Here is a 24,704-nt window from a genome sequence, read left to right as displayed (position 1 = left end):
GTTAGTTGAACCAATCGGGCTCTTACGAGCGGTTATCTCCCACCTATCTTCTTTGTTTTCTTAGAATCTTGAGGTGGGAGTCTTACTGCCCGTTAGAGCGGGATAAAATTTATTAGCGTAGTTTGAGGAGGAATTGGAAATGTTTCGAATTGGACAAGGTTTTGATGTGCATGCATTTGCAGAAGGAAGACCATTAATTATTGGTGGGATTACAATTCCGTATGAGAAAGGGTTACTTGGACACTCTGATGCTGATGTTCTTTTACATACAATTGCAGATGCCTGTTTAGGAGCAATCGCTGCGGGAGATATCGGTAAGCACTTTCCAGATACAGATCCTGCATTTAAGGATGCGGATTCAGCTGTGCTTTTGCAAAAGGTGTGGGAGTTTGTTACAGAGCAAGGATATGTACTTGGAAATCTAGATTGTACAATTATTGCTCAAAAACCCAAAATGGCACCACACATTGAAAGCATGCGTGTGAGAATCAGTGAGCTGCTGCAAACAGACATCGAGAATGTGAATGTAAAAGCGACGACGACAGAAAAATTAGGTTTTACAGGACGAGAAGAAGGAATCGCTTCACAGGCTATTGTATTATTACAGAAAAAATAGTTGTTTTTAATTCGTAAGATGGATAATCGTAATTTTTTGGTGTACAATTAAGGAATCTGTTGACATTAAGAATGGAAGGTGTACCAATTATGGAAAAGCAAGTGAGAGTGCGCTATGCGCCAAGTCCAACAGGACACTTACATATCGGAAATGCACGTACGGCATTATTTAACTATTTATTCGCTCGTAGTCAAAACGGAAAATTTATTATCCGTATTGAAGATACAGACGTAAAGCGTAATATTGCTGGCGGCGAAGAAAGCCAATTAACGTACTTAAAATGGCTTGGTATGGACTGGGATGAAAGCGTCGATGTTGGTGGTGAATACGGTCCGTACCGTCAAATGGAGCGTTTAGATATTTATAAAAATTTATATGAAGATTTACTTGAGCGTGGTTTAGCTTATAAATGCTACATGACAGAAGAAGAATTAGAAGCAGAACGTGAAGGGCAAATCGCTCGTGGTGAAACACCTCGTTATGCAGGTAATCACCGTGAACTAACAGAAGAACAAGTAAAACAATTCGAGGAAGAAGGACGCATTCCGAGCATTCGTTTCCGTGTACCTGAAAACTGTGAATATGTTTTTAATGATATTGTAAAAGGTGAAGTATCCTTTAACTCAAATGACTTCGGTGACTTTGTTATCGTGAAGAAAGATGGTATTCCAACTTATAACTTTGCGGTAGCGGCAGACGATCATTTTATGGAAATCTCGCACGTTCTTCGTGGTGATGACCATATTTCGAATACACCAAAACAAATGATGATTTATGAAGCATTTGATTGGGATGTACCGCAATTTGGTCATATGACGTTAATCGTAAATGAAAGCCGTAAAAAGTTAAGTAAACGCGACGAATCAATTATTCAATTTATTGAACAATATGAAGCGCTAGGATATCTTCCAGAAGCAATTTTTAACTTTATCGCATTATTAGGTTGGTCACCAGTAGGGGAAGAGGAAGTCTTCTCTAAAGATGAGTTTATTGAAATGTTCGATGCAGCTCGTTTATCGAAATCACCAGCGTTATTTGATTCGCAAAAATTAAAATGGATGAACAACCAATATATGAAAAAGCAAGACTTAGATCGCGTTGTTGAATTAAGCTTACCACATTTAGTGAAAGCTGGCCGTGTAAGTGAAAATCCAAGTGAACAAGAATTAGCTTGGATTCGCGATGTGATTGCTCTATATCATGATCAAATGAGTTTCGGTGCTGAAATTGTTGAGCTATCCGATATGTTCTTTAAAGATCATGTAGATTACGAAGAAGAAGGACAAGAGGTACTGAAAGGTGAACAAGTACCAGAAGTTCTTCGCGTATTTGCAGCAGAGTTAGAAGCACTAGAAGAAGTAGAACCTGCAGCAGTTAAAGCAGCGATTAAAGCTGTTCAAAAGCAAACTGGTCAAAAAGGAAAAGGCTTGTTCATGCCAATTCGTGTTGCAACGACTGGCCAAACACATGGGCCGGAGCTTCCAAATGCAATTGCACTTCTTGGAAAAGAAAAAGTTTTAAATCGTGTTCGTAAAGTAATTGGTTAACATTTTACGAATTTAGAAATATAATAAAAATACTCCAAAATGAAATAAACAAAAGCGACGAGAAGGAGAAGTAGAAAATCATGCTTTTCACAGAGAAAACCACCATTTGGCTGGAAGTGGTTTAAAAGCGGATTTTTGAAGTGCCCCTTTGAGTCTTCTGCTGAACACCGAATGTACTTCGGGAAACGTGAAAGTAAGCAGAAGCGGTATAAACCGTTATCATGTTTGAGTTTGAGGTCTTTTTAGGCCTAAACAGAGTGGAACCGCGCTAGTAAGGCGTCTCTGTCTATAGACAGAGACGCCTTTTTCTATACATTAAAGGTATGGGGGAGTTTCACTTTAAATAAAAAGGGGGAACACAAATGTTTAAGAGGCTTCGGGAGGATATTGAAGTCGTCTTTGAACAGGATCCAGCAGCGAGAAGTTATATCGAAGTGATTTTAACTTACTCTGGATTGCATGCAATTTGGGCACATCGTATCGCGCACGCCTTTTATAAACGGAAATTTTTCTTTTTTGCACGTGGTATCTCGCAAATAAGTCGTTTTTTTACAGGTATTGAAATTCACCCAGGGGCAACGATTGGTCGTAAGTTTTTTATCGATCATGGTATGGGAGTTGTAATTGGAGAAACGTGTGAAATTGGAGATAACGTGACAATTTATCAAGGCGTTACGTTAGGTGGTACAGGAAAAGAAAAAGGAAAGCGACACCCAACGATTAAAGATAATGTGCTAATTGCGACAGGTGCGAAAGTGCTTGGATCGATTACAGTTGGAGAAAATTCCAAAATCGGTGCGGGTTCAGTTGTACTGAAAGAAGTGCCTGCGCATTCTACAGTTGTAGGCATTCCTGGTCGTGTCGTGATTCAAAATGGCGTAAAAGTAGGTCAGGAATTAAATCATTGTGATCTTCCAGATCCGATTTTTGATAAGTTGAAAGCGATGGAAGAAGAGCTTGAACAATTGAAAAAACAACTAGTATTGAAAACAGAAAGGACGGATAAAAATGACTATTCACATTTATAATACGTTAACGCGTCAGAAAGAAGCGTTTATTCCTTTAGAAGAAAATAAAGTGAAAATGTATGTATGCGGACCAACTGTATACAATTACATTCATATTGGGAATGGAAGACCGCCGATTGTGTTTGATACAGTACGTCGTTATTTGGAGCACCGTGGTTATGATGTTCAATATGTATCTAATTTCACAGATGTGGATGATAAATTGATTAAGGTTGCCAATGAATTAGGAGTAGATGTTCCGACAGTTGCAGATCGTTTTGTTAAAGCATATTTTGAAGACGTAACTGCACTAGGTTGCAAACATGCAACGGCTCACCCTCGTGTAATGGAAAATATGGATATTATTATCGAATTTATTCAAGAGCTTGTCGCTAAGGGATATGCATATGAGTCTGAAGGAGATGTGTATTATAAAACGAAGGAATTTGAAGGATACGGTAAATTATCACATCAACCAATTGCAGACCTGCGTCATGGTGCACGCATAGAAGTTGGAGAAAAGAAACAAGATCCACTTGACTTTGCGTTATGGAAAGCAGCGAAAGAAGGAGAAATCTTCTGGGATAGCCCTTGGGGGAAAGGTCGTCCAGGTTGGCATATTGAATGCTCAGCAATGGCACGTAAGTATTTAGGTGATACAATTGATATTCATGCTGGTGGTCAGGATTTAACATTCCCGCATCATGAAAATGAAATTGCCCAATCAGAAGCATTAACTGGAAAAACATTTGCACGTTACTGGATGCACAATGGATATATTAATATTAATAATGAAAAAATGTCTAAATCGTTAGGGAACTTTGTTCTTGTCCACGATATTATTAAGCAGTATGATCCGCAATTAATTCGTTTCTTTATGTTATCTGTGCATTATCGCCACCCAATTAATTTTAGTGAAGAATTATTGCAACATACAAGCAACGGATTAGATCGTATTAAAACGGCTTATGGTAACTTAAAGCATCGTATGGAAAGCAGTACAGATTTAACGGATCACAATGAGAAGTGGTTAACTGAGATGGAGAAATTCCAGGCTGCATTTGAAGAGGCAATGGATGATGACTTTAATACAGCAAACGCCGTAACAGAGTTATACAACTTAGCGAATCATGCAAATCAATATTTATTAGAACAACATACATCAAAAGCGGTAATTGAAGCGTATGTAAAGCAATTTGAAATGCTATTTGGAATTTTAGGATTAGAATTAACGAAAGAGGAATTGCTTGACGAGGAAATTGAAGCGTTAATCCAAAAACGTATTGAGGCTCGTAAAAATCGTGATTTTGCACTATCTGATCAAATTCGCGATGAGTTAAAAGAGCGTAACATTATTTTGGAAGATACACCACAAGGTACGAGATGGAAAAGAGGCTAAACATGATTGATGCAAAGCAATTAAATAGCTTAGCGTTAGCGTATATGGGTGATGCGGTATATGAACAATATATCCGCTATCACTTACTTCAGAAAGGGGCAGTTCGTCCAAATCAACTACATCGTTTGGGGACAAGCTTTGTTTCTGCAAAAGCGCAAGCAAAAGTGGTTTATCATCTATTAGAGACATCATTTCTTAATGAAGAAGAGGAAGCTGTATTAAGAAGAGGGCGTAATGCAAAATCAGGTTCTGTTCCGAAAAATACAGATGTACAAACGTATCGACATAGTACTGCTTTTGAAGCTTTGATTGGATATCATTATTTATTAAATCAGCAAACACGAATAGAGGAGATTGTATTTGAGGCGATTCGTGTATTAGAGAATAAGGAAGGAGGCGCGTAAGCGTGAATAGTGAATATATTATTGGTCGTAACCCTGTAATTGAAGCGCTAAGATCAGGTCGTGATATTAACAAAATTTGGATTGCAGAAGGTGCTACGAAAGGACAAGTTCAAATTGTACTTGCATTAGCGAAAGAAAACAAAATTTTAGTACAGAATTCACCGAAGAAAAAATTAGATCAACTTGTAGAGGGGAATCATCAAGGTGTAATTGCACAAGTGGCAGCATATGAATATGCTGACTTAGAGGATTTATTTGCGTTAGCAGCTAAGCGGAATGAAGATCCTTTCTTTTTAATTCTTGATGAAATTGAAGATCCACACAACTTAGGTTCTATTATGCGTACAGCAGACGCGGTAGGAGCTCACGGTATTATTATTCCAAAGCGGAGAGCGGTTGGTTTAACAGCTGCAGTTGCAAAGGCTTCGACGGGAGCAATTGAGTATGTTCCGGTAGCTCGTGTGACAAATTTATCGAGAACGATTGATGAATTAAAAGAGCGTGGGCTTTGGATTGCAGGTACAGATGCAAAAGGAAAAGATGACTATCGTAATTTAGATGGAAAGATGCCAATCGGCTTAGTTATTGGTAGTGAAGGGAAAGGTATGAGTCGCCTTATTGGCGAGAAATGCGACTTCCTCATCCATTTGCCGATGGCTGGTAAAGTTACATCCTTAAATGCTTCAGTTGCTGCTAGTTTGTTAATGTATGAAGTGTATCGGAAACGTCATCCAATCGGTAAGTAAGAATGAATGATCTTTTAATCGTTGATGGCTATAACATTATTGGGGCTTGGGCAGATTTGAGAAAGCTAAGGGATGTAGACCTGCAGGCTTCACGCGACTTACTTATTGATAAAATGGCAGATTATCAAGGGTATACAGGCACGAAAGTTATGATTGTGTTTGATGCATATTCTGTTTATGGGATCGAAAAGAAGATGAAACAAGCGCGTGTTGACGTGATTTTTACAAGAAAGAACCAAACAGCCGATGAGAAAATTGAGCAGCTCGCAATAGAGCTACGTAATATTAATACGCGTATTTATGTTGCGACGTCTGATTACACAGAGCAGTGGGCTATTTTTGGGCAAGGTGCCCTGCGTAAATCAGCGCGTGAGTTAGAGATAGAAGTTCTGACGATGGAACGAACCGTACGTCATGAAACGAAGAAAACAAAAGAAACACAACCGGCTATGCGAACGATATTTAGTGAAGAAGTTACAGAAAAGTTAGAAAAATTAAGGCGAGGAGGGCGTTGAAACATTGACGCTCTCCTTGTGCTTACTGTATAATATTGCTAAATAACTAGCGGTCGGAGGGATCAGATTGGAAGCAGACTTCGTAAGCGACAACAGTGTTATATTTAGTAGTTTAGAGGATGAAGAGATAGTTGAGTTAGTAAGGAAAGGGAATGTAGATGCGCTAGAGTATTTAATTCATAAGTACAAAAACTTTGTTCGTGCAAAATCAAGATCATATTTTTTAGTTGGTGCTGATCGTGAAGATATTATTCAAGAAGGTATGATTGGATTGTTTAAGGCGATTCGTGATTATAAAGAGGACAAGCTATCTTCCTTTAAAGCTTTTGCGGAATTATGTATTACACGCCAAATTATCACCGCTATTAAAACCGCGACAAGACAGAAACATATTCCTTTAAATTCGTACGTATCTTTAGACAAACCGATTTATGATGAAGAATCTGATCGCACTCTGTTAGATGTTATATCAGAGGCGAAGATGACGGATCCTGAAGAGATGATTATTAGTCAAGAAGAGTATGTTGATATAGAATCAAAAATATCTGAATTATTAAGCGATTTAGAAAGAAAAGTACTGTCTTTGTACTTAGATGGAAGGTCGTATCAGGAGATTTCAGAGCAATTGAATCGTCATGTGAAATCCATCGATAATGCTCTGCAACGGGTGAAAAGAAAACTAGAACGTTATATGGAGATGAGAGAAGCGGCAGCTGTTAATTCATCCTCCATTAAGAGAAAGATATAAATGCCAACTGAAAAACTGAATACTTTTTAGATTGGAGAAGGTATTCGGCTATACATAGAAGTGGTCAGATCCTTTTGCCGCACATGCCAGGATTAAAATAAAGGGCAAAAGCGAGCAAATCATTTTTATGTTATAAAGAACCGGCTTAGTATGTTGGGAAATAAAAAGTGGGTTTATATAGACGCTTCTTAAAGGTATATTAAAATAATTGATGAATGTATAAAAGAGAGGTTTTTCCTCTCCTTTTCTTTTTAGAGTAGGTGGGAAGTGTCATTGACATTGTCTTTTATTGTATGATACATTTTTAAGGAAATAATGTTACAAGGTTGGTGTAACAAGTGAGAAAAAAAGTTGTACTCGCATGTGAAAAGTGTAATAATCGAAACTATTCCACAATGAAAGATACAAGCTCAGTAGAGCGTCTTGAGATAAAGAAATTTTGTAAAACATGCAATGCGCATATGATTCATAAAGAAACAAAATAAATAATCGTAATTATGCACTGGAGGTCCCGGAAATGCGTTTGACGAACTTTTTTGGTGATGTAAGCCGTGAAATGAAAAAAGTAAGTTGGCCGAAAAAAGATGAATTATTCCGTTCGACACTTACTGTAATTGCAACCGTTGTGTTCTGTGCAGTTTTCTTTGCAGTGGTGGATATGGGGATTTCTTCTTTAATTCGTTTAATTCTTGAATAAGAAGCACTTATACATGATATAATGTTAATGTTATTTATACGAACTGTGTAAAAGCCCGGTGAACGGGTTTTTTCATTTGCACGAAAAAATGTACGTCAGGGAGGGAAGGACGGTCGTCCTAAATCAATGGAAAAACGTTGGTATGTTGTCCATACTTATTCTGGATATGAAAATAAAGTAAAAACGAACCTAGAGAAACGTGTAGAAACAATGGGTATGCAAGATAAGATTTTCCGTGTTATTGTTCCAGAAGAAACAGAAGTAGAAATGAAAAACGGAAAAGAGAAAGTAACGAAGAGGAAAGTATTTCCTGGCTACGTATTAGTAGAGATTATCATGACGGATGATTCTTGGTATGTTGTTCGCAATACACCGGGGGTAACGGGGTTTGTTGGTTCTTCTGGATCGGGTTCAAAACCATCTCCGTTGTTAGAAGAAGAAGTTGTTGTGATCTTAAAACACATGGGAATGGAAAATGAAGTGGTTGACTTTGATTTCGAACTTCATGAGACCGTACGTGTGAATGAAGGTCCATTTGCGAACTATACAGGTGCTATTAATGAAATTGACCTAGAAAAACAAAGGGTTACAGTACTTGTTGATATGTTTGGTCGCGAAACTTCAGTTGAGCTAGACTTCCACCAAATTGAAAAATTATAAAATGAAACTTGAAATGAATTGTAAAAAGTGATAATATCTTTAAAGTCAATACGTCTTCGGAAACGGAGACGTTTTTTGAAAAAATTTTATCGCTAAAGATAAAATATGAAGTGGGAGGGCAAAAAATAATTGCCCATTGACCACATCACGGACTTAAGGAGGTGTGTCTCGTGGCTAAAAAGGTAATTAAAATGGTAAAACTTCAAATTCCTGCAGGTAAAGCTAACCCAGCTCCACCAGTTGGTCCAGCATTAGGACAAGCAGGTGTTAACATCATGGGCTTCTGTAAAGAGTTCAACGCTCGTACAGCAGATCAAGCTGGTCTAATCATTCCTGTTGAAATTACAGTATTTGAAGACCGTTCATTCACTTTCATTACTAAAACTCCTCCTGCTGCTGTTCTTCTTAAGAAAGTAGCTGGTATCGAGTCTGGTTCTGGTGAACCAAATCGTAATAAAGTGGCAACTGTTAAGCGTGATAAAGTTCGCGAAATCGCTGAAACTAAAATGCCTGACCTAAACGCTGCTAGCGTAGAAGCTGCAATGCGTATGGTTGAAGGTACTGCACGCAGTATGGGCATTGTTATCGAAGACTAATTCGATTTGTTTTTTTTGTAAAAGAGGTTGCGGGTCTGGTGTTCCAATTCGCAACCTTTATTATCGTAAATGAATGTCGTTTTTTAAATAAAAGGATGAGCGCGCATCCTCGATTGTATCGAAAAGAAGGCGTAAACGTGGGAGGTTATTCCGCTAAAACCACATCGAGGAGGAAATAAAAATGGCTAAAAGAGGTAAAAAGTACGTAGAAGCTGCAAAGCTTGTTGATCGTGCGACTGCTTACTCTGCAACAGAGGCAGTAGAATTAGTAAAGAAAACAAACACAGCTAAATTTGATGCAAGTGTAGAAGCTGCATTCCGTTTAGGTGTTGACCCTAAGAAAGCTGACCAACAAATTCGTGGTGCAGTTGTTCTTCCGCACGGTACTGGTAAAGTACAACGTGTATTAGTATTCGCTAAAGGCGAAAAACTAAAAGAAGCTGAAGCTGCTGGAGCTGACTTCGTAGGTGATGCAGACTACATCAACAAAATCCAACAAGGTTGGTTTGATTTTGACGTAGTAGTAGCAACTCCTGACATGATGGGTGAAGTTGGTAAACTTGGTCGTGTATTAGGACCTAAAGGTTTAATGCCAAACCCTAAAACTGGAACAGTTACTTTCGACGTAACAAAAGCAGTTAACGAAATCAAAGCTGGTAAAGTAGAATACCGCGTTGATAAAGCTGGTAACATCCATGTACCAATCGGTAAAGTATCTTTTGAAGATGCGAAATTAGTTGAAAACTTAGAAACAGTTGCTGATGCACTTCTAAAAGCTAAACCAGCTGCTGCAAAAGGTACTTACATGAAGAACGTAACAGTTGCTTCTACAATGGGACCTGGCGTACGTGTTGACGTTTCTACTATCGCGTAAAAATTGGAAGTTGACTTCGTAATGAAGTTCTAATATAATCAACTATGTTGTGAATTTTAATAGTGTACCGTAGACAGTAGGCGCCATCTTGGCTTAATATCCTACCGAGGTGTAAATATACGGAACGGAAATTTTCTGTGACTATATGCCTCCATGTCTATAACTGGGCACGGAGGCTTTTTAGTGCACTTTCGGTACATCTTCTATATAATCTACAGGAGGTGTAATAACATGACTAAAGCAATCGAGGCAAAACAACATGTTGTAACTGAAATCGCTGGTAAACTTAGCGAAAGTAAATCAACAATCGTTGTTGACTACCGTGGTTTAACAGTATCTGAAGTAACAGAATTACGTAAAGCATTACGTGAAGCTGGCGTTGAGTTCAAAGTTTACAAAAACTCTTTAACTCGTCGTGCTGCAGAGACTGCTGAACTAACTGAGTTAAATGAATACCTAACAGGACCAAACGCTATCGCGTTCAGTAACGAAGATGTAGTTGCTCCTGCAAAAGTATTAAACGACTTCGCGAAAAATCACGAAGCTTTAGAAATTAAAGCTGGTGTAATCGAAGGTAAACTTGTAACTGTTGATGAGGTTAAAGCTATCGCTACTCTTCCATCACGTGAAGGCTTACTTTCTATGCTTCTTAGCGTTCTTCAAGCTCCAATCCGCAACCTTGCGCTTGCTGCAAAAGCTGTTGCTGATCAAAAAGAAGAGCAAGGCGCTTAATTTTTTAAAAGATAATTACGTGTTATCGATAAAACAATACAAACCTATTTAAGGGAGGATATTTACAATGACTAAAGAACAAATCATTGAAGCAGTTAAATCTATGACTGTATTAGAACTTAACGACTTAGTAAAAGCTATCGAGGAAGAATTCGGCGTAACTGCTGCTGCTCCTGTAGCTGTAATGGGTGGCGCTGCTGGTGAAGCTGCTGCTGAGAAAACTGAATTTGATGTAGTACTTGCTAGTGCAGGCGATCAAAAAATCAAAGTTATCAAAGTTGTTCGTGAAATCACTGGTCTTGGCTTAAAAGAAGCTAAAGAAGTAGTTGACAACACTCCAAAAGCAGTTAAAGAAGGCGTTTCTAAAGAAGAAGCTGAAGAAATCAAAGCTAAACTTGAAGAAGTTGGCGCTGCTGTAGAAGTTAAGTAATTAACTTTCGAAGCTTTAAAAAAAAGCTCGCTCTCATGCGAGCTTTTTTTTTAACTGTAAAGAAAAGAGGTGGCCATATGGCAGACCATTATTTTTCTAACGATCCTTCTAGCAAAAGTGATCGTAAACGTTGGGAATATACGCTTAGAGGATCTCAATTTGTTTTCTTGTCTGACCACGGAGTGTTTTCGAAAAATGAAGTGGATTTTGGTTCGAGTCTTTTAATTGAAGCCTTTCAGATGCCGGGTGCCCAAGGTGATGTGTTAGATGTTGGGTGTGGATATGGTCCGATAGGTTTATCCTTAGCGAAAGAGTTTCAAGAGCGCGTAGTTCATATGGTAGATGTAAATGAAAGGGCGCTCGGGCTTGCGAAAGAAAACGCTGCTAATAACCGGATTGAAAATGTCCAAATTTATCAAAGTAGTGTATATGGAAATGTGAGTGGAGAATACGCTGCTATTCTATCTAATCCGCCAATCCGGGCTGGGAAGCATGTGGTGCATGAGATTCTAGAAAAAGCAGTGGATCGTCTTGTGCCGGGCGGAGAGCTTTGGATTGTAATCCAGAAAAAACAAGGTGCACCATCCGCGATGAAAAAATTAGAAGAAGTGTTCGATGTTGTGGAAGTCGTAGAAAAGAAAAAAGGCTATTATATCATAAAATCAAAAAAACGTTGACGGTTATTTTTGGTTGTGTTAACATTATAAAATGCCAATATATAATTTTCTGCGTTGAGAACAATGTATATTTTTGCTTCTCTTGGAAAAGATAGTAAAATCAGCAGATTATGAAACAGAATGATGGTTTTCTTATAGAAGCCATTTTTCTTTTTTGAGCAGTTAGAAACACTCAACGTATCTATCTTTTTAGAGAAAAAAAGGCTACGCAATTTGCGTTAGTCGTATTTAGTTGTGATTTTGCACATTTTTGTGCATTTATAATACTCTTGATTTGAGGGGTGAAGCAGTTGACAGGTCAACTAGTTCAATACGGACGACACCGCCAACGAAGAAGTTATGCCCGTATTAGTGAGGTATTAGAATTACCAAATCTTATCGAAATTCAAACCTCTTCTTATCAGTGGTTTCTTGATGAGGGTTTGCGAGAAATGTTCCAAGACATTTCTCCGATTGAAGACTTTACGGGAAATCTATCGCTTGAATTTATCGACTACAGTTTAGGTGAACCGAAATACTCTGTAGAAGAATGTAAAGAGCGTGATGTGACGTATGCAGCACCACTTCGTGTAAAAGTGCGTCTAATCAATAAAGAAACTGGTGAAGTAAAAGAGCAAGATGTGTTCATGGGGGATTTCCCGCTCATGACAGAGACTGGAACATTTGTAATTAACGGTGCAGAACGCGTTATTGTTTCTCAGTTAGTTCGTTCGCCAAGCGTATACTACAGCGGAAAAGTGGACAAAAACGGAAAACGCGGATTTACTGCTACTGTAATTCCAAACCGCGGAGCTTGGTTAGAGTATGAAACAGATGCTAAGGATGTTGTTTATGTACGTATCGATCGTACTCGTAAACTGCCTGTAACTGTTTTGTTACGCGCATTAGGGTTTGGCTCTGATCAAGAAATCACCGAATTGATTGGTGATAACGAATACTTAAGTAATACGCTAGAAAAAGATAACACGGATAGCACAGAAAAAGCGTTGCTTGAAATTTATGAGCGTCTACGTCCGGGTGAACCACCGACAGTAGAAAATGCAAAGAGTTTGCTTGTTTCTCGCTTCTTTGATCCAAAACGTTATGATCTAGCAAATGTAGGTCGCTACAAAATTAATAAGAAGTTACACATCAAAAACAGATTGTTTAACCAACGTATAGCTGAAACTTTAGTGGATCCTGAAACAGGTGAAATTTTAGTAGCAGAAGGAACAATCTTAGATCGTCGTACATTAGATCGTATTTTACCTTATTTAGAAAAGAACATTGGTTTTAAAACAGCGAAACCAATGGGCGGAGTGGTAGAAGGCGATGTTGAATTACAATCTATTAAGATTTATGCTCCAGATGCAGATGGAGAACGTTCTATCAATATTATTGGTAATGCGAATATCGATCGTGAAATAAAACATATTACACCAGGCGATATCATTGCATCTATTAGCTATTTCTTTAATCTTCTATATAAGGTAGGAGACACAGACGATATTGACCATTTAGGAAACCGCCGTCTACGTTCTGTAGGGGAATTGTTACAAAACCAATTCCGTATCGGTCTTTCTCGTATGGAGCGTGTTGTTCGTGAGAGAATGTCAATTCAAGATACAAATGCAATTACACCGCAAGCGTTAATTAATATTCGCCCGGTTATTGCATCTATTAAAGAGTTCTTTGGTAGCTCTCAGTTATCTCAGTTTATGGATCAAACAAACCCATTAGCAGAGTTAACACATAAACGAAGACTATCTGCATTAGGACCTGGTGGTTTAACGCGTGAGCGCGCAGGCTTTGAAGTGCGTGACGTTCACTACTCTCACTATGGTCGTATGTGTCCGATTGAAACGCCAGAGGGACCAAACATCGGTTTGATTAACTCTCTATCTTCATTTGCAAAAGTAAATGAATTTGGTTTCATTGAAACGCCATATCGTCGTGTTGATCCAGAAACTGGGCGTGTAACAACACGTGTAGATTACTTAACAGCTGATGAACAAGATAACTATGTTGTTGCCCAAGCAAACGCACGTTTATCTGAAGATGGAGATTTCCTTGATGAGGACGTTGTAGCACGTTTCCGTGACGAGAACGTTGTTGTGAAACGCGAACGTATTGACTACATGGATATTTCTCCAAAGCAGGTTGTGTCTGCTGCGACAGCTTGTATTCCGTTCTTAGAAAATGATGACTCGAACCGTGCGCTAATGGGTGCGAACATGCAACGTCAAGCAGTTCCACTTATGAACCCAGAATCTCCAATTGTAGGTACTGGTATGGAGTACGTATCGGCGAAAGATTCAGGTGCTGCAGTAATTTGTAAACATCCTGGTATCGTTGAACGTGTAGAAGCTCGCGAAGTTTGGGTACGTCGTTATATCGAAGTAGATGGTCAAAAAGTAAAAGGTGACTTAGATCGCTACAAAATGTTGAAATTCATCCGTTCTAACCAAGGAACTTGTTACAACCAACGTCCAATCGTAAGTGTTGGCGATGAAGTTGTAAAAGGTGAGATTCTTGCAGACGGTCCTTCTATGGAAAAAGGTGAACTTGCACTTGGTCGTAACGTGCTTGTTGGCTTTATGACATGGGATGGTTATAACTACGAGGATGCGATCATTATGAGTGAGCGCCTTGTAAAAGATGATGTGTACACTTCAATTCATATTGAAGAATATGAATCTGAAGCTCGTGATACAAAGCTAGGACCAGAAGAAATTACACGAGACATTCCAAACGTCGGTGAAGATGCACTTCGTAATCTTGATGAGCGCGGTATTATCCGCATCGGTGCAGAAGTAAAAGACGGAGACTTGCTTGTTGGTAAAGTAACGCCAAAAGGTGTAACAGAGTTAACAGCTGAAGAACGTCTATTACACGCAATCTTTGGTGAGAAGGCTCGTGAAGTACGTGATACATCATTACGTGTACCACACGGTGGTGGCGGTATTATCTTAGACGTAAAAGTATTTAACCGTGAAGATGGCGATGAATTGCCACCAGGTGTGAATCAACTTGTACGTGCATATATCGTTCAAAAACGTAAAATTTCTGAAGGTGACAAGATGGCCGGTCGTCATGGTAACAAAGGTGTTATCTCCCGTATTTTACCGGAAGAAGATATGCCTTACTTACCAGATGGCACACCAATCGATATCATGTTAAACCCATTAGGGGTACCATCTCGTATGAATATCGGTCAGGTGCTAGAGCTTCATCTTGGTATGGCAGCAAGATATCTTGGTATTCATGTTGCAACACCAGTATTTGATGGTGCTCGTGAGGAAGATGTATGGGGAACAATCGAAGAAGCTGGTATGGCGCGTGATGCGAAGACGATTCTATACGATGGACGTACTGGTGAACCATTCGACAACCGCGTATCTGTTGGTGTCATGTATATGATTAAACTTGCACATATGGTTGACGATAAACTTCATGCTCGTTCTACTGGACCATACTCACTTGTAACGCAGCAACCTCTTGGAGGTAAAGCACAGTTCGGTGGACAACGTTTTGGTGAGATGGAGGTTTGGGCACTTGAAGCTTACGGTGCTGCTTATACTCTTCAAGAAATCTTAACAGTTAAGTCGGATGATGTTATTGGTCGTGTGAAAACGTACGAATCGATTGTAAAAGGCGAAAACGTTCCGGAACCAGGTGTTCCTGAATCATTCAAAGTATTGATTAAGGAATTACAAAGTTTAGGTATGGATGTTAAGATGATGTCTAGCGACGATACTGAAATTGAAATGCGTGATACTGATGATGATGATCAATCTGCAGATAAATTAAATGTCGAAGTTGAGACAACGAAGGAATAATTGGGATAACTTGTAGACTAAAAGGGAGGTAGGCCCCTTGATAGATGTAAACAACTTTGAATATATGAAGATCGGACTTGCATCACCAGACAAAATTCGTTCTTGGTCATATGGGGAAGTAAAAAAACCCGAAACGATTAACTATCGTACATTGAAACCAGAGAAAGACGGTTTGTTCTGTGAGCGTATTTTCGGTCCCACAAAAGACTGGGAATGTCATTGTGGTAAATATAAACGTGTCCGCTATAAAGGTGTAGTTTGTGATCGATGCGGCGTTGAAGTAACGCGTGCGAAAGTTCGCCGTGAACGTATGGGTCATATTGAATTAGCTGCTCCTGTATCTCATATTTGGTATTTCAAAGGTATCCCAAGCCGCATGGGACTTGTCTTAGACATGTCCCCTCGCGCGCTTGAAGAAGTAATTTATTTCGCTTCTTATGTAGTAACAGAAAGCGGGGATACACCGCTTGATAAGAAGCAACTTCTTTCGGAGAAAGAATACCGTGCGTATCGTGACAGATACGGAAACTCTTTCCAAGCTTCTATGGGCGCAGAGGCGATTAAGAAGTTATTACAAGATATCGATCTAGATAAAGAAGTAGACTTCTTAAAAGAAGAGTTAAAAACAGCACAAGGACAACGCCGTACTCGTGCTATTAAACGTCTAGAAGTATTAGAAGCATTCCGTAACTCTGGAAATGAACCATCTTGGATGATTTTAGATGTTCTTCCAGTTATCCCACCAGAGCTTCGCCCAATGGTACAGCTAGATGGTGGACGTTTTGCAACTTCTGACTTAAATGACTTATACCGTCGTGTAATTAACCGTAACAATCGTTTAAAACGTTTATTAGACTTAGGTGCACCAAGCATCATTGTTCAAAACGAAAAACGTATGTTACAAGAAGCGGTTGATGCTTTAATCGATAATGGTCGTCGTGGCCGTCCAGTTACTGGACCTGGTAACCGTCCATTAAAATCTCTTTCACATATGTTAAAAGGTAAGCAAGGACGCTTCCGTCAAAACTTATTAGGTAAACGTGTTGACTACTCTGGTCGTTCCGTTATCGTTGTAGGACCGAACTTAAAAATGTACCAATGCGGTCTGCCAAAAGAAATGGCGCTTGAACTGTTCAAACCTTTCGTTATGAAAGAGCTAGTAGGAAAAGGTTTAGCACACAACATTAAGAGTGCGAAACGTAAAATTGAACGAGTACAACCTGAAGTTTGGGACGTTTTAGAATCTGTGATTAAAGAACACCCTGTACTTCTAAACCGTGCTCCAACGCTTCACCGTCTTGGTATTCAGGCGTTTGAACCTACATTAGTAGAAGGACGCGCAATCCGTCTGCATCCACTTGTATGTACTGCATATAACGCGGACTTTGACGGTGACCAAATGGCGGTTCACGTTCCGCTTTCATCAGAAGCACAAGCAGAAGCTCGTCTTCTTATGTTAGCTGCACAAAACATCTTAAACCCGAAAGATGGAAAACCAGTTGTTACACCGTCTCAGGATATGGTATTAGGTAACTACTACTTAACGCTAGAGCGCGAAGGTGCGATTGGTGAAGGTATGATTTTCAAAGATACAAACGAAGCAATACTTGCATACCAAAACGGATATGTACATTTGCATACTCGTGTTGCTGTTGCAGCAAGCTCTGTAAACAACGAAACGTTTACAGAAGAGCAAAACAGCAAACTGTTATTAACAACAGTTGGTAAGTTAATATTCAATGAAATCTTACCGAAATCTTTCCCTTACATTAATGAACCAACAAAAACAAACTTGGAGAAAGAAACTCCAGTGGAATATTTTGTTGAAAAAGGTTCTAACGTAAAAGAAATTATTGCTAGTCGCGAAGAAGTGGCACCATTTAGCAAGAAAATCCTTGGTAATATCATTGCGGAAGTATTTAAACGTTTCAAAATTACAGAAACGTCTCGCATGCTTGACCGTATGAAAAACTTAGGATTTAAATACTCTACAAAAGCTGGTATTACAGTTGGGGTAGCAGATATCCTTGTATTAGGTGAAAAAGAAGAAATTCTACACGAAGCACAAGCAAAAGTAGATACAGTAATTAAACAATTCCGTCGTGGTTTAATCACGGAAGAAGAACGTTATGATCGTGTTATCTCTATTTGGAGTAATGCAAAAGACGTTATCCAAGGAAAACTGATGAAAACGTTAGATAAACGCAACCCGATCTTCATGATGAGTGATTCTGGTGCCCGTGGTAACGCATCGAACTTTACTCAGCTTGCTGGTATGCGTGGTTTGATGGCTAACCCATCTGGACGTATCATCGAACTTCCAATCAAATCAAGTTTCCGTGAAGGTTTAACGGTACTTGAGTACTTTATCTCTACGCATGGTGCGCGTAAAGGTCTTGCCGATACAGCACTTAAGACTGCCGATTCTGGTTACTTAACACGTCGTCTTGTTGACGTTGCGCAAGATGTTATCGTTCGTGAAGATGACTGTGGAACAGATCGCGGTTTATTAATTGGCGCAATTAAAGAAGGAAACGAGATTATCGAATCCTTATACGATCGTCTTGTAGGACGTTTCGCAAGAAAAACTCTGAAACATCCAGAAACAGGCGAAGTGTTAGTTCGTGAAAATGAATTAATTACAGAAGATATTGCTCATATCATTGAAAAAGCAGGCGTTGAACAATTGTACATCCGCTCTGCGTTTACATGTAACACACGCCACGGCGTATGTAAGAAATGTTATGGTCGTAACTTAGCTACTGGTACAGATGTAGAGGTAGGCGAAGCGGTTGGTATTATCGCAGCTCAATCTATCGGTGAGCCAGGTACACAGTTAACGATGCGTACATTCCATACGGGCGGGGTTGCTGGAGACGATATCACACAAGGTTTACCGCGTATTCAAGAGATTTTCGAAGCGCGTAATCCGAAAGGGCAAGCAGTTATCAGTGAAATCGACGGTGTTGTTGCAGCGATTAACGATGTGAAAGATCGCCAAGAAGTTGTTGTCCAAGGTGATGTAGAAGCTCGTACGTATGCAATTCCTTATGGTGCTCGTTTAAAAGTAGCTCCAGGACACCGCATCGAACATGGTAAAGAACTTACTGAAGGTTCTATCGATCCGAAAGAATTACTGAAAGTAACAGATATTACAGCGGTTCAAGAATACTTGCTTCGTGAAGTTCAAAAAGTATACCGTATGCAAGGGGTAGAAATTGGTGATAAACACGTAGAAGTAATGGTTCGCCAAATGCTTCGTAAAGTTCGTGTAATCGATGCTGGTGAAACAGACGTATTACCAGGAACGTTACTTGATATCCACCAATTTACAGATGCAAATGCGAAAGTGTTGCTTAAAGGCAAACAACCAGCAACAGCACGTCCAATCCTTCTTGGTATTACGAAGGCTTCACTTGAAACAGATTCGTTCTTATCTGCAGCATCATTCCAGGAAACAACTCGTGTGTTAACTGATGCAGCAATTAAAGGTAAGCGTGACGAACTTCTTGGTCTGAAAGAAAATGTTATTATCGGTAAACTTGTTCCAGCTGGTACAGGTATGAATCGTTACCGCAGAGTAGATCTTGTAAAAACAGCACAAGAAGAAACAAATGTAGAAAATGACGAGGTTTACGTAGAAAACTAAAATTTTCCGTCGTAAATTTTGCATAAAAAAAGATAATCCTAGTTGACATTATGTGATACAAAATGTTAATATAAGCAAGGTTGCTCCTAATTAAGCGTTGAACACGATTCAACACGGTATAGTTAGAAGGTTGCAGTAGCTGGTAGCGATGCAACACAACATACTTTTTAAAACTGGATCTCAACATTATGAGATGCAAGTAGGAGCTTCAGTAATAGAAATAACAAGTTAAAACTGTTTTTGTGAGGAGAGAGCATTTGCTCTTCCTTGCAAAAACTTTGTTTTCAACTAATAATGAACCACCTGGATATGTGGTCATACAAACGTGCGAAGGGAGGATAAATTAATGCCTACTATTAACCAATTAGTGAGAAAAGGTCGTACTGATAAAGTATGGAAATCTAAATCACCTGCGTTAAACAAAGGTTTCAACTCTTTAAAGAAAAAAGCAACTGATATCTCTGCACCTCAAAAACGTGGTGTATGTACTCGTGTTGGTACAATGACTCCAAAGAAACCGAACTCAGCGTTACGTAAATACGCTCGTGTGCGTTTAACAAATGGTATCGAGGTAACAGCATACATCCCAGGTATCGGTCATAACTTACAAGAGCATAGCGTAGTATTAATTCGCGGTGGTCGTGTAAAAGACTTACCAGGGGTACGTTACCACATCGTTCGTGGTGCGCTTGACACAGCTGGTGTTGACAAACGTATGCAAGGACGTTCTAAATATGGTACTAAGAGACCAAAACCTGCTAAGAAATAATAAAACTGAACTGAAAGGAGGAACTCAATATGCCTCGTAAAGGACCTGTTGCGAAACGTGACGTGTTACCAGATCCAATGTACAATTCTAAACTTGTAACACGCCTAATCAACAAAATGATGGTTGACGGTAAAAAAGGTAAATCTCAAACAATTCTTTATAATGCGTTCGATATCGTTCGTGAACGTACTGGTAACGAACCAATGGAAGTATTCGAGCAAGCTCTTAAGAACATCATGCCTGTTCTTGAAGTACGCGCTCGTCGTGTTGGTGGTGCTAACTACCAAGTTCCAGTTGAGGTTCGTCCAGAACGCCGTACAACTTTAGGTCTTCGCTGGTTAGTAAACTACGCTCGTCTTCGTGGTGAAAAAACTATGGAAGAGCGTTTAGCTTACGAAATCTTAGATGCAGCTAACAACAGTGGTGCATCTGTTAAGAAACGTGAAGACACTCATAAAATGGCAGAAGCTAACAAAGCATTTGCTCATTACCGTTGGTAGGATTCAACGAAAAATAACTATAAGCATAAACCGCTTTATTTGTCGCTTATGGAAGTGTGGAGAGGGAGAATGCCTCTCCCTTTCAATGGGCGCTCGTTTTACATAATGAGGGTACTAGACATACTGACATATGTAACAAAATAAAGTGGCTTTTTTGCTACTTAAAATAAAAAAATCCAATCCATATTAGGAAGGAGAAAGACACCAAATGACAAGAGAGTTCTCCTTAGAAAACACTCGTAATATTGGTATCATGGCTCACATCGATGCTGGTAAAACAACAGCAACTGAGCGTATCCTGTACTACACAGGCCGCATTCACAAAATCGGTGAAACTCACGAAGGTGCATCTCAGATGGACTGGATGGAGCAAGAGCAAGAGCGTGGTATCACAATTACTTCTGCGGCAACTACAGCTCAATGGAAAGGTCATCGTGTAAACATCATTGACACTCCAGGACACGTAGATTTCACTGTAGAAGTAGAACGTTCTTTACGCGTACTTGATGGTGCGGTAGCAGTCCTTGACGCGCAATCTGGTGTAGAACCACAAACAGAAACTGTTTGGCGTCAAGCTACTACTTACGGTGTACCACGTATCGTGTTCGTTAACAAAATGGACAAGATCGGTGCAGACTTCTTATACTCTGTAGGAACAATTCATGACCGTTTACAAGCAAACGCGCATCCAATTCAGTTACCAATTGGTGCTGAGGATCAGTTTACAGGAATTATCGACCTTGTTGAAGAGTGTGCATACATGTACACAAACGACTTAGGAACAGATATCCAACGTACTGATATCCCTGCAGAACATAAAGAATTAGCTGATGAATACCGCGGAAAACTTATTGAAGCGGTAGCAGAGCTTGATGAAGAAATGATGATGAAGTACCTAGAAGGTGAAGAAATCACTGTAGAAGAGCTTAAAGCTGGTATCCGTAAGGCTACAACTTCTGTAGAATTCTTCCCAGTAATCTGTGGTTCTGCATTCAAAAATAAAGGTGTTCAAATTCTGTTAGATGCAGTTATCGACTACCTACCATCTCCATTAGATGTACCTGCTATTAAAGGTACTCTTCCGGACACAGATGAAGAAGTAGAACGTCATTCTAGCGATGAAGAGCCTTTCGCAGCATTAGCATTCAAAATCATGACTGACCCTTATGTTGGTAAGTTAACGTTCTTCCGTGTGTACTCTGGTGTGTTAAACTCTGGATCATACGTGAAAAACTCAACTAAAGGTAAGCGTGAGCGTGTAGGTCGTATCCTACAAATGCACGCAAACAGCCGTGAAGAGATTTCAACAGTTTATGCTGGTGACATCGCTGCTGCTGTAGGTTTAAAAGATACTACAACTGGTGACACTCTTTGTGACGAGAAGAGCCTTGTTATCCTTGAGTCTATGGAATTCCCAGAACCAGTTATCTCTGTAGCTATCGAACCAAAATCTAAAGCTGACCAAGATAAAATGGGTACAGCATTATCTAAGCTTTCTGAAGAAGATCCAACATTCCGTGCTCACACTGACCAAGAAACTGGCCAAACAATCATCGCTGGTATGGGTGAACTTCACCTTGATATTATCGTTGACCGTATGCGCCGTGAATTCAAAGTGGAAGCAAACGTTGGTGCTCCTCAGGTAGCATACCGTGAGACTTTCCGCGCTGCTGCGAAAGTTGAAGGTAAGTTCGCTCGTCAATCTGGTGGTCGTGGACAATTCGGTCACGTTTGGATTGAGTTTGAACCTAATGAAGAAGGTAAAGGATTCGAATTCCAAAACAAGATCGTCGGTGGTGTAGTTCCACGTGAATACATCCCAGCTGTTGGAGCAGGTCTTGAAGATGCACTTAAAAATGGTGTACTAGCTGGTTATCCACTCGTTGACATTAAAGCTGCATTAGTTGACGGATCTTACCATGATGTTGACTCCTCTGAGATGGCGTTCAAAATCGCTGCATCTATGGCTCTTAAAGCTGCGGTTTCTAAATGTAACCCAGTAATTCTTGAACCAATGATGAAAGTTGAAGTTGTAATTCCTGAAGAGTACATGGGAGATATCATGGGTGACGTAACTTCTCGCCGTGGACGTGTAGAAGGTATGGAAGCTCGTGGTAACGCACAAGTTGTTCGTGCAATGGTACCACTTTCTGAAATGTTTGGTTATGCAACGGCTCTACGTTCTAACACGCAAGGACGCGGAACATTCTCAATGACATTTGATCATTATGAAGAAGTACCGAAGTCTATTTCAGAAGAAATTGTTAAAAAAAATAAAGGTGAATAATTGATTTTTATCGATTGTTCAAGTATAACTACTTATGTAAGCTTAGAAAGCGGGGCTTAGGCCCCTTGCCTTCTAGTCTAAATATAAAATAATCTATATATCCAAGGAGGAATTTAGAATGGGAAAAGCTAAATTCGAACGTTCTAAACCACATGTTAACATTGGTACAATCGGCCACGTTGACCATGGTAAAACTACATTAACTGCTGCTATCACTACAGTTCTTGCAAAAGCTGGTGGTGCTGAAGCGAAAGGTTACGACCAAATCGATGCTGCTCCAGAAGAAAGAGAGCGCGGTATCACAATCTCAACTGCACACGTTGAGTACGAAACTGAAACTCGTCACTATGCACACGTTGACTGCCCAGGTCATGCTGACTATGTTAAAAACATGATCACTGGTGCTGCTCAAATGGACGGCGGTATCTTAGTAGTATCTGCTGCTGATGGCCCAATGCCTCAAACTCGTGAGCACATCCTTCTTTCTCGTCAAGTAGGTGTTCCTTACATCGTTGTATTCTTAAACAAATGCGACATGGTTGACGACGAAGAGTTATTAGAATTAGTAGAAATGGAAGTTCGCGATCTATTATCTGAATACGACTTCCCAGGCGATGATATCCCTGTAGTTAAAGGTTCTGCTCTTAAAGCTCTTCAAGGAGATGCTGAGTGGGAAGCAAAAATTATTGAATTAATGAACGAAGTTGATTCTTACATCCCAACTCCAGAACGTGACACTGAAAAAGCATTCTTAATGCCTGTAGAGGACGTATTCTCTATCACAGGTCGTGGTACAGTTGCTACAGGTCGCGTAGAGCGCGGTATCGTTAAAGTTGGTGACGTAGTAGAAATCATCGGCTTCACTGAAGAAAACAAATCTACAACTGTAACTGGTGTAGAAATGTTCCGTAAGCTTCTTGACCAAGCTCAAGCTGGTGACAACATCGGTGCTTTACTTCGTGGGGTTGCTCGTGAAGAGATCCAACGTGGACAGGTTCTTGCTAAAACTGGCTCTGTAAAAGCTCACGCTAAATTCAAAGCTGAAGTTTTCGTATTATCTAAAGAAGAAGGTGGACGTCACACTCCATTCTTCGCTAACTACCGCCCACAATTCTATTTCCGTACAACTGACGTAACTGGTATCATCCAATTACCAGAAGGTACTGAAATGGTAATGCCTGGTGACAACATCGAAATGACTATCGAACTTATCGCTCCAATCGCGATCGAAGAGGGAACTAAGTTCTCTATTCGTGAAGGTGGACGTACAGTAGGTTACGGTGTAGTTGCAACTATCGTTGAGTAATCTTAACTGATATATGAAACCCAAGGGATCTTCCCTTGGGTTTTTTATTTACAATAGATAAAATCTATTTTTAAGTTTTGACGAGTTTCTTCTATAATATATAAATCGAAAAACTCCGCAACCAAAAACTGTAAAAAGAATTACAACAGATGAAAACTTGAAATTCACTAAAGTACCATGTATAATAGCAAAAGTACAGTAAATGATGATGTGCACAAATAAAGTGTTGCATCTAGGCTTAAAACATTGTATAATAAACAATGTTGGTCTTTGACTGCGATGAAGTGGAAGGTTGCTGACACACCCGGCCGCTTTGCCATGGCGAGTGTGTGGAAATTTCCATGGAGAATGTCTATTTTTAAAATAGGCGAACGAAGGAGGGAAAATAATGGCAAAAGAAAAAATTCGTATTCGTTTAAAAGCTTACGATCACCGTATTCTTGATCAGTCAGCAGAAAAAATTGTAGAAACAGCTAAGCGTTCTGGGGCGACAGTTTCTGGTCCAATCCCATTACCAACTGAAAAAACTGTTTACACGATTCTTCGTGCGGTTCATAAATACAAAGATTCTCGTGAGCAATTCGAAATGCGCACGCACAAACGTCTAATCGACATCGTGAGCCCTACTCCACAAACAGTAGACTCTTTAATGCGTTTAGACTTACCATCTGGTGTAGATATCGAAATCAAACTATAATTCATATAAGTTAAAATGTAGGAGGTGTAA

23 protein-coding genes and 2 other annotated features are annotated in these 24,704 nt (G+C 39.6%); all 23 genes read left to right on the top strand.

Annotated elements, in window-relative coordinates:
- Positions 1–139: 139 nt before the first annotated feature.
- Positions 140–616, top strand: coding sequence for a 2-C-methyl-D-erythritol 2,4-cyclodiphosphate synthase (gene ispF, locus Q9306_RS18325; RefSeq protein WP_090918607.1), 477 nt, complete (start codon positions 140–142; stop codon positions 614–616).
- An 89-nt stretch (positions 617–705) separates the two neighbouring features.
- The gene (gene gltX, locus Q9306_RS18320) at positions 706–2,163 is read left to right on the top strand and encodes a glutamate--tRNA ligase (protein ID WP_306201041.1); all 1,458 of its coding nucleotides are present in this window, start codon (positions 706–708) and stop codon (positions 2,161–2,163) included.
- A 48-nt stretch (positions 2,164–2,211) separates the two neighbouring features.
- Positions 2,212–2,450 (top strand) — a binding site (T-box leader).
- 75 nt (positions 2,451–2,525) lie between these two features.
- Positions 2,526–3,191 carry a serine O-acetyltransferase gene (cysE, locus tag Q9306_RS18315; protein ID WP_306201039.1) on the top strand — a complete coding sequence of 222 codons (666 nt, stop codon included), beginning with the start codon at positions 2,526–2,528 and terminating at the stop codon, positions 3,189–3,191.
- Positions 3,172–4,569, top strand: coding sequence for a cysteine--tRNA ligase (gene cysS / locus Q9306_RS18310; RefSeq protein WP_306201037.1), 1,398 nt, complete (start codon positions 3,172–3,174; stop codon positions 4,567–4,569). The genes cysE and cysS overlap by 20 nt, the downstream gene beginning before the upstream one ends.
- A 2-nt stretch (positions 4,570–4,571) precedes the next feature.
- Positions 4,572–4,973: a Mini-ribonuclease 3 gene (locus Q9306_RS18305; protein ID WP_306201035.1), complete on the top strand. Its 402-nt coding sequence runs from the start codon at positions 4,572–4,574 to the stop codon at positions 4,971–4,973.
- 2 nt (positions 4,974–4,975) lie between these two features.
- Entirely contained in the window at positions 4,976–5,719 is a 744-nt protein-coding gene (gene rlmB / locus Q9306_RS18300) for a 23S rRNA (guanosine(2251)-2'-O)-methyltransferase RlmB (protein WP_098917198.1), read from the top strand.
- Positions 5,720–5,721: 2 nt separating this feature from the next.
- On the top strand, positions 5,722–6,234 hold the full coding sequence (locus Q9306_RS18295; protein WP_306201031.1) for an NYN domain-containing protein: 513 nt from the start codon (positions 5,722–5,724) through the stop codon (positions 6,232–6,234).
- A 67-nt stretch (positions 6,235–6,301) separates the two neighbouring features.
- Positions 6,302–6,982, top strand: coding sequence for an RNA polymerase factor sigma-70 (locus Q9306_RS18290; RefSeq protein WP_371932402.1), 681 nt, complete (start codon positions 6,302–6,304; stop codon positions 6,980–6,982).
- Positions 6,983–7,320: 338 nt separating this feature from the next.
- Positions 7,321–7,467, top strand: coding sequence for a 50S ribosomal protein L33 (rpmG, locus tag Q9306_RS18285; protein ID WP_081625682.1), 147 nt, complete (start codon positions 7,321–7,323; stop codon positions 7,465–7,467).
- Between the two features lie 32 nt (positions 7,468–7,499).
- Entirely contained in the window at positions 7,500–7,679 is a 180-nt protein-coding gene (gene secE / locus Q9306_RS18280) for a preprotein translocase subunit SecE (RefSeq protein WP_020062280.1), read from the top strand.
- Between the two features lie 126 nt (positions 7,680–7,805).
- Positions 7,806–8,339, top strand: a complete 534-nt coding sequence (gene nusG, locus Q9306_RS18275) for a transcription termination/antitermination protein NusG (RefSeq protein WP_306201028.1) — start codon at positions 7,806–7,808, stop codon at positions 8,337–8,339.
- 170 nt (positions 8,340–8,509) lie between these two features.
- Complete coding sequence (gene rplK, locus Q9306_RS18270) at positions 8,510–8,935, top strand: 50S ribosomal protein L11 (protein ID WP_001085872.1); 426 nt, start codon at positions 8,510–8,512, stop codon at positions 8,933–8,935.
- Positions 8,936–9,116: 181 nt separating this feature from the next.
- Positions 9,117–9,809 carry a 50S ribosomal protein L1 gene (rplA, locus tag Q9306_RS18265; RefSeq protein WP_035433734.1) on the top strand — a complete coding sequence of 231 codons (693 nt, stop codon included), beginning with the start codon at positions 9,117–9,119 and terminating at the stop codon, positions 9,807–9,809.
- 49 nt (positions 9,810–9,858) lie between these two features.
- Positions 9,859–10,000: a sequence feature (ribosomal protein L10 leader region), on the top strand.
- 40 nt (positions 10,001–10,040) lie between these two features.
- On the top strand, positions 10,041–10,541 hold the full coding sequence (gene rplJ / locus Q9306_RS18260) for a 50S ribosomal protein L10 (RefSeq protein WP_306201024.1): 501 nt from the start codon (positions 10,041–10,043) through the stop codon (positions 10,539–10,541).
- Between the two features lie 67 nt (positions 10,542–10,608).
- Entirely contained in the window at positions 10,609–10,971 is a 363-nt protein-coding gene (gene rplL, locus Q9306_RS18255) for a 50S ribosomal protein L7/L12 (RefSeq protein WP_306201022.1), read from the top strand.
- Between the two features lie 77 nt (positions 10,972–11,048).
- The gene (locus Q9306_RS18250) at positions 11,049–11,648 is read left to right on the top strand and encodes a class I SAM-dependent methyltransferase (protein WP_306201021.1); all 600 of its coding nucleotides are present in this window, start codon (positions 11,049–11,051) and stop codon (positions 11,646–11,648) included.
- Positions 11,649–11,938: 290 nt separating this feature from the next.
- On the top strand, positions 11,939–15,466 hold the full coding sequence (rpoB, locus tag Q9306_RS18245; RefSeq protein ID WP_306201019.1) for a DNA-directed RNA polymerase subunit beta: 3,528 nt from the start codon (positions 11,939–11,941) through the stop codon (positions 15,464–15,466).
- Positions 15,467–15,503: 37 nt separating this feature from the next.
- A complete protein-coding gene (gene rpoC / locus Q9306_RS18240; RefSeq protein ID WP_306201016.1) occupies positions 15,504–19,115 on the top strand; it encodes a DNA-directed RNA polymerase subunit beta' in 3,612 nt (1,203 codons plus the stop codon).
- A gap of 346 nt (positions 19,116–19,461) precedes the next feature.
- On the top strand, positions 19,462–19,884 hold the full coding sequence (gene rpsL / locus Q9306_RS18235; RefSeq protein WP_034642624.1) for a 30S ribosomal protein S12: 423 nt from the start codon (positions 19,462–19,464) through the stop codon (positions 19,882–19,884).
- A gap of 29 nt (positions 19,885–19,913) precedes the next feature.
- Positions 19,914–20,384 (top strand): 30S ribosomal protein S7, encoded by a 471-nt coding sequence (gene rpsG, locus Q9306_RS18230; RefSeq protein WP_035433720.1) that lies wholly within the window; start codon positions 19,914–19,916, stop codon positions 20,382–20,384.
- 208 nt (positions 20,385–20,592) lie between these two features.
- Positions 20,593–22,671, top strand: coding sequence for an elongation factor G (gene fusA, locus Q9306_RS18225; RefSeq protein WP_306201013.1), 2,079 nt, complete (start codon positions 20,593–20,595; stop codon positions 22,669–22,671).
- 118 nt (positions 22,672–22,789) lie between these two features.
- A complete protein-coding gene (tuf, locus tag Q9306_RS18220) occupies positions 22,790–23,977 on the top strand; it encodes an elongation factor Tu (RefSeq protein WP_306201011.1) in 1,188 nt (395 codons plus the stop codon).
- A 388-nt stretch (positions 23,978–24,365) separates the two neighbouring features.
- Positions 24,366–24,674: a 30S ribosomal protein S10 gene (gene rpsJ / locus Q9306_RS18215; protein WP_001040596.1), complete on the top strand. Its 309-nt coding sequence runs from the start codon at positions 24,366–24,368 to the stop codon at positions 24,672–24,674.
- Positions 24,675–24,704 lie beyond the last annotated feature (30 nt).

Origin of the sequence: Bacillus multifaciens (genome assembly GCF_030756675.1) — a bacterium.
Lineage (GTDB): Bacteria > Bacillota > Bacilli > Bacillales > Bacillaceae_G > Bacillus_A > Bacillus_A multifaciens.
The sequence above is the reverse complement of the archived record's forward strand: the minus strand, read 5'-3'. Positions and strand labels throughout refer to the sequence as shown.